Source organism: Verrucomicrobium sp. GAS474 (genome assembly GCF_900105685.1).
Taxonomy (GTDB): Bacteria; Verrucomicrobiota; Verrucomicrobiia; order Methylacidiphilales; family GAS474; genus GAS474.
Map to the genome: position 1 here is coordinate 1,188,616 of NZ_LT629781.1, position 13,752 is coordinate 1,202,367.

The 13,752-nt window shown below is 68.4% G+C and carries 5 protein-coding genes; 1 reads left to right on the forward strand and 4 read right to left on the reverse strand.

Features of this window, described 5'->3' with window-relative positions; all coding sequences use genetic code 11:
* The first annotated feature begins 77 nt into the window (after positions 1–77).
* On the forward strand, positions 78–6,911 hold the full coding sequence (locus BLU04_RS04870) for a filamentous hemagglutinin N-terminal domain-containing protein (RefSeq protein WP_162274638.1): 6,834 nt from the start codon (positions 78–80) through the stop codon (positions 6,909–6,911).
* Positions 6,912–6,939: 28 nt separating this feature from the next.
* Here BLU04_RS04870 and BLU04_RS04875 read toward each other — a convergent pair whose 3' ends face one another.
* The 4 genes from BLU04_RS04875 to BLU04_RS04890 form a co-directional block, all read right to left on the reverse strand.
* Positions 6,940–8,226, reverse strand: a complete 1,287-nt coding sequence (locus BLU04_RS04875; RefSeq protein ID WP_093282936.1) for a sialidase family protein — start codon at positions 8,224–8,226, stop codon at positions 6,940–6,942.
* A 107-nt stretch (positions 8,227–8,333) separates the two neighbouring features.
* Positions 8,334–9,773: an MFS transporter gene (locus BLU04_RS04880; protein ID WP_093282938.1), complete on the reverse strand. Its 1,440-nt coding sequence runs from the start codon at positions 9,771–9,773 to the stop codon at positions 8,334–8,336.
* Positions 9,774–9,778: 5 nt separating this feature from the next.
* Positions 9,779–12,958 (reverse strand): hypothetical protein, encoded by a 3,180-nt coding sequence (locus BLU04_RS04885; RefSeq protein WP_093282942.1) that lies wholly within the window; start codon positions 12,956–12,958, stop codon positions 9,779–9,781.
* Positions 12,948–13,742 carry a prepilin-type N-terminal cleavage/methylation domain-containing protein gene (locus tag BLU04_RS04890; RefSeq protein WP_093282945.1) on the reverse strand — a complete coding sequence of 265 codons (795 nt, stop codon included), beginning with the start codon at positions 13,740–13,742 and terminating at the stop codon, positions 12,948–12,950. Before BLU04_RS04890 ends, BLU04_RS04885 begins: the two co-directional genes overlap by 11 nt.
* Between the last annotated feature and the right edge of the window lie 10 nt (positions 13,743–13,752).

A 13,752-nucleotide genomic window follows, 5' to 3' on the forward strand; every position in this document is an offset into this window, starting at 1 on the left:
AAAGGGATTTCATGAAGGGAAGCGCGATACAAGAGGCCCCGCGGGGACGGCTGGCTGGTATCTTTTTGTTGGGGATCATGGTGGGCCTCAGCGTCACCCCGTGGGAGCTACGGGCGAACCCCACCGGGGGCGACGTCGTGAGCGGCAGCGCGAACATCAGCAGCAGCGGCAACACCTTGACCGTCGTCAACAGCAACGGAGCCGTCATCAACTGGCAAGACTTCAGCATCGGGGCTGGGGAGTTGACCAAATTCATCCAGAGCGACGCCAACAGCACCGTCCTCAACCGCGTCGTCGGGACCAACCTTTCCCAGATCTACGGCACGTTGAGTTCCAACGGCAAAGTCTTCCTCATCAACCCCAACGGCGTCATGATCGGCGCCACCGGCATCGTCAACACCGCCGGGTTCATGGCGAGCACCCTCGACATCAACAACGCCGACTTCATCGCCAACAACGGGAGCGGCGCGATGCACTTCGTCGGCAATAGCACCGCCGCCATCACCAACCTCGGCACCATCAACGCCGTCGGCGGAGATGTCTACCTCATCGCCAAACACATCGACAACCAGGGCACCGTCAACGCCAGCGAAGTCGCGGGCAAAGGCGGCCTCGTCGGCGTCTACGCAACCGACGAACTTTATCTGACCACCGGCGTCCCCGAAGGCGGCCTCGTCCGCGTCGGGAGCGGCAGCCTCAGCAGCGGAGCCGGCACCGGCATCAACAACAGCGGCCTCATCAACGCCGTCCAGGCCGACCTCAAAGCCACCGGCAACCTCTACAGCCTCGCCATCAACAACACCGGCGTCGTCCGCGCCACCGGAGCCACGGCCAAGAACGGCGTCATCCACCTCAGCGCCGCGGGAGGCACCCTCAGCAGCAGCGGCACCCTCGCCGCCAAGAACGCCGACGGCAGCGGCGGCACCATCAAAGTCCAGAGCGGATCGGGCGGCACCACCCTCGTCAACGGCACCGTCGACGCCAGCGCCACCAGCGGCAAAGGCGGCCTCGTCGAACTGAGCGGCGACTACGTCGCCCTCTACGGCACCGGGAGCGTCACCGCGAGCGGCCCTGCGGGCGGCGGCGTCATCCACATCGGCGGCAGCCCCCACGGGACCGGCGACAGCACCGTCTACAACGCCATCAGCACCTACGTCGGGAGCGACACCACGATCAGCGCCGACGCCCTCGTCCTTGGCGACGGCGGCCAGGTCACCGTCTGGGCCAACGACACCACCCGCTTCTACGGGAACATCACCGCGAAGGGTGCGGGCGGCGGCAGCGGCGGCTGGGTCGAGACCAGCGGCGAGATCGATCTGCAGGCCCTCGGCACGGTCGACACCGGCGGCGGCACGTGGCTCCTCGACCCGAGCATCGTCTACATCGGCGACGCGGGCACCTTCACCATCAGCCTCGGCCCGCTGAGCTTCGACTTCAGCCTGAGCGGCGGCGGCATCGGCAACATCATCGGCAGCGCCTCGCTCAAGTCGGCCCTCCAGAGCAACAGCGTCGAGATCATCTCCGGTTCCGATATCCAGGTCGGCGGGGCCAGCGCCGGGAGTTCCTTCATGACGGGGATCACGGGGGGCCACACCCTCACCCTGACGGCGGCCAACGGCAGCATCATCGTCAACGGCGGATCGGGCGGGGTTTCCTGGACCGGCAATTTCAACCTCGCGATGACCGCCGGGGGAGGCGTGACCGTCACGTCGACCACGCTCCAGACGGGGACCGGCTCGATCAACGTCACGGCGGGGGCGGCAAGCTCCCTCACCGGGCTCCTGGTCTCGGGGGCCAACTTCTCCGCCTCGACCACCTCCGGCGGTCTCACCGTCGGCGGCCCCATCACCGAGACGGGGACGATCAACCTGGCCGGCGTCGGCGGGGCGACCGGTCTTTCGGTCGGCAGCCCCCTTTCCGCGGGCCAGGGGATCACGTTGAGCGGCACGGCCGATTCGGCTTCCGCGGTGACGTATGGGGTCAACTTGGGCAGCTTCGCCCTGACCTCCTCCGGCAGCATCACGATCAACGGCACCGGCGGGAACACGATCAGCGGCGTCTACAACAGTTACGGCGTCTATGGATCGAGCGCGACGCTTTCGGCCTCCGGGAACATCACCGTCAACGGCACCGGCGGCACGGCGGGCAGCACGGGGTACGGGGTCTCCCTGGTGAGCGTCGGGGCGACGGCGAGCGGCACGGGCGGCATCGTCCTTTCGGGAACGGGCGCGGTCTCGACGACCACCTACGGCGTCTCGCTGTCCGTCTTCAACGCGAAGGCCGATTCGGGCAGCATCACGATCACGGGCAATGCGGCGGTGGGGACCAGCTCCTACGGCGTCTCCCTCTCGACTTCGACGGCGGCGACGACCTCGGGCAACATCACGATCAACGGCACGGCCGGCACCGCCTCGACCGGCAATTCCTACGGCCTCTCCGTCTCCAATTCGACGGTGACGACGGTTTCGGGAAGCGGTTCCCTCACCGGCACGGCCGGTTCGGCCTCGTCGGGCAGTTCCTACGGGATCTATTCGTCCTCGGGGAAATTCACGGCGACGGGAACCGGCTCGATGAACCTTCAGGGGACGGCCTCCACCGCCGGAGGCTCTTCGGTCGGCATCGTGCTGACCGGGGCGAGCCTGGCCCAGACGGCCGGCGGCGCGCTGGGGCTTTCCGGCGCGGGCCTCGGCTACGGCCTCTACCTGGCGGGGGGCTCGCAGGTCCGGCAGACCGGCACCGGCAGCCTCACCCTCTCCGGCAGCGGCACCAGCACCGGCAGCAGCGTCGGCCTCTACGCGAACACCCTCGCCCTCAGCAACTCGGGCGGCTCGACCTCGATCACCGGCTACAGCGCGGCGGCCAGCAGCCCGAACGGGGTGAACGTCACCGCCTCGACGATCGCCCTCGGCTCCGGCGCGGTGACGATCACGGCCGACGGGGCGCTCTCCCTCGCGTCGAACACCTCCTTCACGGGAACCGGCATCCTGACGCTGAGGCAGTCGGGCGGCGGCGACATCAATCTCGGCTCCTCCGGCGCGGCGTCGACCTCGACGGTCTACGTCGCCAGCGCCAGCCTCGCCTCGGTCTACGGCGCGGGCTTCACCGGCCTCAATGTCCTCTCGACCTCGGGGAACATCGCCTACACCGATGCGGGGATCGCCCTCGCGAACGCGACGTTCATCTCGACGAGCGGCACCGTCACCCTCACGGCGACCGCGGGCAATATCACGCTGACGAACGACACCCTCACCGCCGGGGGCAGCCTTTCCCTCGTCGCCACGGGGGCCATCAACCTCTCCGCGGGCGATACCCTCACCGGAAGCGCCGTCAACCTCAACGGGACGACGCTGAACAACAGCGGGGCGACGATCGTCGTCACGAGCGGCTCCTTCGCGACCTCCTACGGCGGCGTCTCCTTCTCCGGGACGAGTTCCGACGCGACGAACACGGCGACGGCGATCGGCAACGGGACCCTCTCCTCCGGCCTCGGGACGAACGCGGGCGCGGTGACGATCACCGCCACCGACATCTACTGGACCGGCTCCTTCGTCTTCTCCTCCGCGGGGAGCCGCGACGTGACGTTCAACGCGACGGGCGTGATCAAACTCGGCATCGACAGCGGCGGGACGACCGTCGGCCTGACCCTCGACAACACAACGGCCTCCCCGGCCTCCCTGACCTTCAACGCGGGCGGCGCGATCACCATCGGCAACCTCGCCGTGAACGGGAACGGCGGGACGAGCGCGGTGAACCTCGCCTTCACCTCGACCGGCGGCGGGATCGCGATGAGCGGCTCGACCCTTGCCGGATCGGGCTCGGTCTCGATGACGGCGAATGCGGGCGGCGTCTCGATCTCGGGCTCGACGATCGCGGCGGCGACGGGGGTGACGATCCACGGCGGGACGCCGCCCGGCTTCGACAGCGTCGGCGTCTCGATCTCCTCCTCGACGATCACCACGCTCGCCGGGGCGGTCTCGATCGCCGGGACGGCGGCGACCCAGGGCGGCCACAGCGCCACCGCCGTCTCGATCTCCGCAAGCACGATCGCGGCCTCCGGCACCGGGACGGTGACCGTGACCGGCGACGGGACCAACTCCTACGGGCAGGACAACGACTACGGCGTGAAGATCGCCACGTCGACGCTCCGCACCGCCGACGGCGCGCTCCACGTCAACGGCCTCTCGGGCGCGGGCGGCAGCTCCGGCGCGTGGGGCCTCTCGATCTCGGCCTCGACGGTCCAGGCGACCGGCGGCGGGCTGATCACGCTCGAGGGGACGGGCGGCGGCTCGTCGGTCAACTCCTACGGCGTCCAGATCGCCTCGACCTCGGCGGTTTCGGCGGCGGGGGGCGGGGTCACGATCTCGGGGACGGGCGGCTCGGTTTCGGGCGGCACCTCCTACGGCGTCTCGCTCGGCGGCTCGACGGTCTCGGCATCGGGCGGGACGATCGCGGTCTCCGGTTACGGCTCGACCTCGACGGGCAGCGATTCCTACGGCGTCTTCGTCGGCTCCTCCACCGTGCAGGCGACCGGGAGTGCCGCGGTCAAAATCGTCGGCACCGCCTCGGCGGCCGGCTACGATTCCGTCGGCATCGGCCTGAACGACGGGACGGCGAAGACGATCACCTCGGCCTCCGGCGCGATCACGCTCTCCGGCACCGGGAGCACGGCCTCCCATTCCTCCGTCGGCTTGACGAGCCAGCAGATGACGGTCTCGAGCACGTCGGGCGGGACGATCTCGATCTCCGGCGCGGGCGGCAGCGGCGGCGCGGCCTCCTACGGCCTCGGCTTCAATAGCGATTCCGTTCAGGGCACCGGGAGCAACATCGTCCTCTCCGGCACCGGCGACGCGGCGACCACCGGCGCCTCCTGGGGCATTGATTTCAACGGCATCGCCGTCGGGACCACCGGGACGGGCGCGATCACGATCACCGGGACGGGCGGTTCGGCGGCGAGCGGCACCTCCTACGGCGTCGCGACGAACAGCGGTGTGGCCAACACGTTCTCCGCCGCCTCCGGCGCGATCGAGGTCTTCGGCACGGGCGGCGCGGGCAACGGCTCCTACGGCATCTACATCGACAGCGCCAACACGATGAACTTCCAGACCACCGGCGGGGCGCTCGCGCTCTCCGGCACCGGCGGCACGGCGGCCGGGGGCGGCTCGATGGGCATCGGCGTGCGGGGCGGCAAGTTCCAGACGAGCGGCACCGGCTCGATCACGCTCTTCGGCACGGGCGACGTCGTCACTGGGACCTCCGCCTATTCGAGCGGTGTCGTCTTCATCGACAGCGGGGTGAACCCCAGCTCCCTCGCCGCGCTCGGCTCGGGCGGCATCGAGATCACCGGCGTGGGCGGCCAGTCGGCGGGTTCGAGCCAGGGCGTCAGTTCCGACATCACGAATTTCTCGGTCGCGGGCGGCCAGCTCTCGATCTCCGGGACCGGCGGCGCGTCGGTGAACGGCTCCACGGGCGTCTGGTTCCTCCACAACGCGATCACCTCGACGGGGGCGGGGAACATCGTCATCCGCGGGACGGCGGGGACGGCGACCGTCGGCGATTCGACCGGCTTCTGGATGGGGGGCGGCCCCATGACGGCGGGCTCCGGCTCGATCACGTTCTCGGGCGCCGGCGCGGCGGCGGGGGGCAATTCGACCGGCGTCCTCATCGCGCAATATCCCTACGACCAGAACCCGATCTACGTCGGCTCGGGCGGCCTCTCGATCTCCGGGACCGGCGGTGCCGCTTCGGGGGGGAATTCCGAGGGAGTCCATCTCTACGGCACCGGTTCGATCCAGTCGAGCGCCTCGGCGGCCTATGCGCTGGCGATCACCGGCGTCTCCAGCACCGCCTCGGGCTCGTCGAGCGCCATCGTCTCGATCATGGCGGTCACCGACAACGGCGGGACGATGACCCTCTCCGGCACGGGCAACATCACGATGTCGAGCCTCGCCGTCACCGCCGTCTCGTTGAGCGGCACCCAGGGCGTCGTCGATTTGACCGGATCGGGCGCGACCGCCCTCGGCGGGACCGTCCAGGGCGATCTGACGGGCCACTTCTCCGGGAACATCACCCAGACGAGCGCCCTCCTGGTCACCGGGAACGTGACCCTCGCGGCGACGGCCGGGAGCGTCGTCCTCACCAACACGGGCAACCTCCTCGGGGGCACCGTCTCCCTGGCGGCATCGACCGGCGGCCAGATCCAGCTGGTCTACCGGAGCACCGGCTCCCAGGTGGCCGGGGTCAACGCCGTCAGCTCCAACGGGACGACGACGCTGAACACCACCTCGAGCGCCAACTCGATCAGCGTCGACGGAAGCGTCACGACGCTCACGATCTCGGGGAGTCTCGGCACCGCCTCGACCACCGTCTCCACCGGCGATTCCTCCGTGACGATCGCCTCGGGCTTCGGGGCCTCCGTCAGCGCCAGCACGAGCACCGGGGCCGACACGAGCTCGAGCGCCAGCTCGGCGGCGACCTCGGCCGCCATCCCCCAGGTCATCACGAAGACCGATCCGACCCTCCAGTCCTCCAATGCCGCCAACTCGTCGACGAACGCCACCAGCAGCACCCTCATCAAGACCGACGCGACCGCGCCCACCGATCCCGTCCCGTCCCAGAGCGATCCCGATCAGGCGAGCACGAGCGCGGCGGGAAGCTCCTCCTCCGGCGCCGGCAGCGGCAAATCGACCGCCTCGAACCGGGACAAGAAGGGCGCGACGCTCGGCAACAACGCCGGGCGGGACGGCGGCGCCGGCCAGGGCGGCGGCAAGGAAAGCGTCATCACGGCGGGGAGCTCCTCGATCATCAGCGCGGCCGGGATCGGCGCGGCGAACCTCCCGCCCCCGCCGCAGCTCATCCGCGCCCTCTCGTGGAACGTTCGGAACGACCTGAACCAGGCCATCTCCGGCCATTAGTCCGCGCCTGCCCGACGTGGTGCGGCCGCTAGTCGCGGGCCGGGATTTCTTTGACGGCGAGGGCCTTGACCATTTTCTCGGGGATCTTTTTTCCGAGGAGGAAGAACTTCCGCTCGGGGTACCAGAGGATGAGGCCGTCGTCGGTCCGGGTGGTGCTGGCGTACATGGCGAGGTCGGTGCGGAGGATGGGGATGCCGCCGTTATCCATGAAGAACCACGGTTCCGAGAACCAGAGCGGTTGGCGTGCACCGGGGCGGAACTCGGCCCGCGCCAGGCAGATGGGGCGGCGATGGTCGGAGGTCTGCGCCGGGGTGTAGTGGAGGAAGTTCCCGTCGTGGTTGTGGTAGAGGAAGATGAAGTTTGAGGAATCGAGGGGGTAGATGGGGCAGGGGCTGCAGGGGTGGGGAAGGATCGGGCCGTCGTCGTATTGCCGGAGCGGCTCGGGGCGCGTCCAGGTCTCTCCTTCGTCGGCGGAGACCGTGTAGTAGGGGCTGCCGAGGGTGGTCCGCATGACGCAGAAGAGGCGCTGATCGGGAAGCTCGACCCAGCTCGGCTCCTGGATCACGGAAAGATCTGGATGGCCGAGGAGGCCGATCTGGAGGGCGTTCTCGTTCTGGCAGAGCCAGGTGAGCGAGAGATCCTGCGGTGCGGGATCGTCGTCGACGTTCTCGAAGCGGAGGAACTCCACGACGGTCGCCTCGGCCCACCACTCGCTGCGCGGTGTGGGGCGGTGGACCTGGGGGCTGACCCAGCGGGTGACGCCGGTGAAGTGCTGGCCGGTCGAGAGGCGGACTGGCTTCTGCCAGACGATCCAGTTCGCGGGGACGGCGGGGTCGGGGTTGTCCCACGAGGAGCGGGGCATGGGGAGGATCGTCTCGGCGCTCCAGCTCTTCCCGAGGTCGTCGCTGTAGATGCAGGCCATGAGGCCGGTGGTGTGGGTGAAGATATCGTTGACCCCGATGTGGCGGCTGTAGAGGACGTAGATGCGGCCCGATTTCGAGACTAGCGGAAAGCCCCAGCTCGTCATCCCCTGCTTCTTCGCCTCATCCGGCCCGGCGATGGTGGCCGGGGCCGACCACGTTCGGCCCCCGTCGTGGGAGGTGGCGAAAACGATGTGCTGGTCGGGCTCGCCCTCGTGGCTGCTCTGGGTCCAGACGGCGAAGAGGCCGCCGCCGGGAAGGGGCTCGACGAGGAAGTGTTCATTGCCGGTCTGGCCCGTCGCCCGATCGGTGCTGTCGGGAAGATAGGCGATGTAATCGGGCTGGGTGCGGAGGACTTCGATGTTCAGGTCGAGGGAGGCGGAGGGGGTGTGCATCGGTGGGGGTGGCGGGGTTGAATAATATGATCGATCAAAATAAAGGAGAAGAAAAAAGCGACGGTGACGTTGGAAAGAGAGCGACGGATTGAGCGGCGGAAAACGGATCAGATGACGCCACGCCGCGCTTCAAGGGCGGCACGGATCTCGGCCACTTTCTCCCGCGTGAGGGGATAGCGGGAGATCGCGAAAAGGGAGACGATGAGGAAGAGGAGAGGGGTGCCGATGTAGAAGAGCTTTAGGGTGGCGAGGACGTGGGGGTCCTGCGCGGCGTGGGGGCCGCTCTTGAAGCCGCAGAGGACGAGAAGCACCCCGCTCAGCCCGCCCGAGAGGGCGGTGGTCGCCTTGAGAGTCCATGAGAAGACGGCGGAGAAGCTCCCCTCGCGACGCTTGCCGCCCATCCACTCGTCGTAGTCGGCGACGTCGGCCTGCATCGAAGGGACGACGAGCCAGAGGCCGATCCCGACCGGTCCCATGAGGAGGGGCGGGATCACCTGGAGCCACGGATGGGCGGGGGTGACGAAGACCGAGACGGAGAGGGAGCCGCAGAGGCCGCTGAGGACCGTGATGTAGAGGAGGGTCTTCTTGTCCCAGCGATTCGCGATCCAGGTGCAGAGGGGGATCGCCAGGAGGTTCGGCGCGAAGAGGGCCGTGGCGATGACGCCGCCGATCTTCGTCGCCAGGTGGAGGTCCCCGCCACAGGCGTAATAGGCGTTGAGGTAGAAGCCGAGGGTGCCGATAAGGCCGAAGCCGAAGGTCTTCGTGAAGACGATGGTGATGATCCAGAGGAAGGGCCGGGTGGAGAGGGTCTGCTTCAACCCCTGCCAGAGCGGTTCCTTCGGCTGCCGACTGGCCTCCTTCGCATAGTAGCGCTCCCGCACGAAGAGGCCGGGGAGGACACCGAGGACGAGGGTCAACGCGGCGAGGCCGAGGCTGATGTAGCGCATGCCGTTGGCGAGGTCGGGTGCCCCGCCGGGAAGGCGGCTGAAGATCGGCAGCGAGGCGAGGGCGAGGATCCAGCCGCCCGCGAGCTGGAGGAATTGCTGGGCGTAGGCGCGGTAGGCGGTGATGTTCGTCCGCTCGTTGTAGTCGGGGGACATCTCCAGCTGGAGGCTGTAGTAGGGCATGGCCCAGATCGAGAAGCAGCTGTAGAAGAGGATGCCACCGAGGAGGAGCCACGCGAACATCTGCCATTCGGGGAGGCCGTGGGGCATCCACCAGATGACCGGCATCGTGAGCGCGGTGAGGATCGCGCCGAGGACGATGAACGGTTTCCGCCGTCCCCAGCGCGTCCGCGCGTTGTCGGAGAAATTCCCCATCACCTGGTCGGCCGCCGCGTCCCAGATCCGCCAGCACATCAGGACGATGCCGAGGAGTGCGGGATTCAGGCCGAGGGCGATGTTGAAGACCGGCGTCAGGTTGCCCTGCGGAATCCAGATCGCGGTCCCCTCCACGGGGCCGCCGAGGCCGTAGGCGACCTTTTGCCAGAAAGGGACGCGGTCTTTTTCTGGAATCTTTCCGGGGCTCTGCGAGGGAGTCAGGTGCATTTCATTTAATTGGCGACCGGTTCGAGGAATTGGGAGACGACTTTGCCGGTGTAGCGATCGATCGCGACGTGGAGCCAATAGCGGCGTTCCCCGTCGACGATGAAGTCGTTGAGCGTTTTCGCGTTGCTTCCGTAGCGGCCCGACTGGGCGATGACGTCGACGAGGAGATTCCACGTCCGCCCGTTGGCGATGTCGGCGAAGGAGCGGGTGAAGGCCTCGCGCTTGAACTTGAAGCGGTCGGGCAGCGAGGCGGCGATCTTGTCGGCCAGGAGGGGGAGGTCGGCGGCGCCGCGGACGACGAGGGTTGGATTGGTGACGGGGCCGAGCTGCGTGCGGATCGCCTGGGCGAGGGTCGTGGCATCGGAGGCGAGAAGGGGCGTCCCTCCGGCGACGGACGGATCGCGGTAGGCGTTGGTCAGGATGGTTGCGAGGACGGGCTGGCTGGCGCTGTTCAGGCTGACGACTCCGGCGCGGAGGGCCTCGGTGTTCTCGTTCACGCAGAAAAGGTCGAGGAGGCCGCCGTCGGCGCTGTCCTGCGAGGAGAAATTGAGCGACTTCCAGGGTGTGTCCCGGAAGGCGTACCCCATCTCGGCGACGGAACGGAAGGGCCGGTTCAGGACGACGGGGCGGGCGTCGTTCGTCGCCCCGGCGAGGGGGATGCCGAAGGGGCTGTAGACAGTGTGGCTGGCGGTGGTGGCGGGATTCGCATCGGCCTTGCGGATCGCAGCGTCGGGATCGGCGTAATGGCTGGAGGCGAGGGAGGAGGAGACATTGTAGGCGTAGTCGGCGAGGGGAATTGAGGTGGCCCCGGTTGTGTTGAAGGTCGGAATCGCGTTGTAGTTGAAGGGAACCCCCGAAGCGCTGTTCACGAGGTTCATGCTGTTGGAAAGCATGTTGAAGGTGGCACCGAGGAAGAAGCCGAAGCGACTGGAGCGCGGATCGGGATGGGTCATCGAGATGAGGGCCGCGCTGCCGTTGTTCGTGAAGCCGTTGGCGAGGTTGAGCTGGTTGCTCACGCTGGCGAAGTTGAGTCCGGTGTTGTTCGCCGTGACGTTGAAGTTCGGGATGATCTGATAGGGGATCCAATTCGCGCCGACCTGCTTCTCCAGCACCATGGTCACGGGGGTCGGGAACGTGTTGGCGATGTAATTGCCCGAGGTGGGGAACTCCGGAAGCTTTGGCATCGTCACCTGGCCGATGAAGAGGCCGACCTCGCGGACGACGCCCGCGACGGCGGGATAGGGGAACTTCGCCATGTCGCTGCACGAGGCGAGGACGGCGTCGGTCGTGTGGAGGGCGTCGATGTCCTTGAAGGTCCGGGCCGTAGTCGTCTGGAAGGCGAGGACGGTGTTGAGGTGGGTGAGTGTCGGGCTCGTGAGCGTGAGCGGGATGGCGGTGTTGTAGGCGGTGATCGAGGTCTTGCCGTTGAAGCGGATGTGGAATTGGCCGGGAAGCGCCGAGGCGGCGTTGCGATGGGGATTCCACAGGGTGAAGAAGAGGTAGCCGTCGATGTAGGCGTTGGTGTTCGGCGCGAGCACCGAGATCTGGTCGCGGAAATGGTCCTGGGCGAACCAGGCGATGTAGGGGAGGTTCTCGACGCCGGTGATCGAGAGGTCGGTGAGCTGGGCTGGGGTTGTCCCGCCGAGGCGGAGGACGGTGGGGGTGTCGTCGCTGTCGTACTGGTCGATGAGGTTGAGGCCGATGGCGAGGAGCTGGCGGGTGGCGCTCCCGTCCTGGGTCGTGGGGAGGCCGTTGAAGTTCCCGTTCGTGGCGCCGAGCGATCCGGCATAGATCCCCGCCTGGAGGACTTCCCAGAACGTCGGCTCCCGGCCCGAGATCTGGTCGAGGGTCTTGATCGTCGGGAGGGTGGTCGTCGGGGTCGGCGTCGGGACGTCGGGGTCGAGGTAATCCCACTGGCCGTCGGCCCGCTGCTGCATGGAGAAATATTTCTGGAGCAGCGCGGCGTTTCCCGCGGGGTCGGCGAAGAGGGCGAGCCGGGAGAGGGGGAATCGGTGCTTGAGCAGCGGCTCCCCGACGACCGCGTCGGTATTGTCGGACCGGCGGAAGGCCTGGGTCACCCGGATTTTCAGGACGTTGGGATTGGTGATGTCGTTCCGGGCGGGCCGGGCCGGATCGGGGAGGAAGGCGGGGCCGTCGACGTCGCGTGAGGCGGTGCCGAGGTAGGGAAGGGCGGCGGTCCCGATCAGGCCGGGATTCGCCTTCACGTAGTCGATCAGGTCCTGTCGTCCGACGAGGGCCTGGTCCCCGCTCGCGACCTTGACGAAGCCGGTCGTCGCGGCGGCGACCGAGTTCGTGTAGGCGGCGGCGGTGGCGGCGGTCGTCGGATTGCGCCACGTGACGAAGGAGCCCGCGTTCTTCACGCCGGGAAGGGTCGAGAGATCGACCTGGGGGAGGAGGCCCCGCGTCGTCGCGAAGTCGGTGTTGTTGAGGGAGGCGGGGAAGCCCGCGACATTCGCGTCGAGGAGGCCGCCCTCGTCGTAGATCGCGTAGGCGAAGCGGCCGATGGCGCATTGGGGGTTCGAGGGGGCGGCGTCGGCAAGGGCCTGGAGTGTGGGGAGGGCGGTGACGGCGTTCGTGACTGTTCCGCCCCGGGTGACGACGATCCAGTCGGGCGGCGTGTAGCCGGAGGGGAGCGCCGGGGTCGTCCCCGTTCCGGGATCGCCGAGGAGGCCCGCCTTGTTCCAGCGGTTCGCGCCGATGAAGCGTCCGCCCGCCGCCGCCGTCCGGGTGCTGTTGTTCGCGGCGGCGCGGACGGGGGCGGGGGAGCCGGTGTAGGCGGCGCCGCTCCAGGAGGGAAGCCCGGCGGTGCTTTGCTTCACCAGGTTCGCGAAGCCCTGGTCGTTGACCCGGCACGGGAGCCCCGCGGCGGGGGTGGCGGGGAGGTAGAGGGTGGCGGTCCCGGCGGCGGTCGATTGGGAGCCGGAGACGATCTCGGTCCGCAGGTCGCCGTCGATCGTCTCGAGGGCGGCGCGGGCGACGAGGTCGGCACGGAACTGGCCGGCGCTGGAGAAGGAGATCTGCCGGTTGAGGGCGCTCTGGCTGAAGAAGGCGAGGAGGATCGCCGTGATCAGGACGAGGATCGCGAGGGTGATGATGAGGGCGCTTCCCGTCTCCGTCGCGGCGGCGGCGCGGGCGGGGCGGCGGCCGGGGAGGTCAGGGGACATTGAAGAGGTGCTGGTAGAGATGGAGGCCCTGGATGGCCTGCTTCGGGACGCCGGGGGCGAAGTCGGCGCGGAGGATCTGGGCGCTCCACGTGGCGATCGGCTCCTCCCCCGCGACGCTGTCGGAGAGGGCGCGGGAGAGGGCGCCGAGCTGCGCCGGAGAAAGGAGGAGGCGGCTCTTCGCGTCGAGGACCGCGATGGCGACGATCACCGCGCCGACGTCGCTGTAATCGCTCGCGGCGGCGAGGCTCACGCGGGTGGCGGGCGAGGCGGTGTTGAGGAGGTAGGAAAATTCGAGCCGTAGGACGCCCTGGGAGAGGACCTCGTAATCTTCGGCGTTCGGCGAGGCCAATGCCTGGGTGAGGAAGAGGGGATGGCTTCCCCCGGCCAGCCAGTCGGCCCCCGTCGCCCCGCGCTCCAGCTGGAAGAGCCGTCCGGGGGCCGCCTCCTGGATCCGGTAGCCGATGAGCGAGACGTTGCGCGCGCCGCTGTAGCCGCCGACGGCGCTGTAGAAGCGGATCGCGTCGTTTCCCGCCGCCTTCGTCCACGTCATGCCGAGGTCGGCGCGCTGGGGCCGCGCGGCGAGGTCGGCGGCGAGGCGGTTGAAGAAGATGCGGGCCTGGCCCGCCCCGTCGAGTTTCTTCGTGTTGATCCCGATCGCCTGGCCCGTGAGGGTGATGACCTGCGCGAGGATCATCACGAGGATCGAGAGGACGGTGACCGAGACCAGCAGCTCCAGCAGGCTGAAGCCGACGGCGCTTCGGTGGAGGGGAGAAGGAAGGAGCATGGCGGTGGGG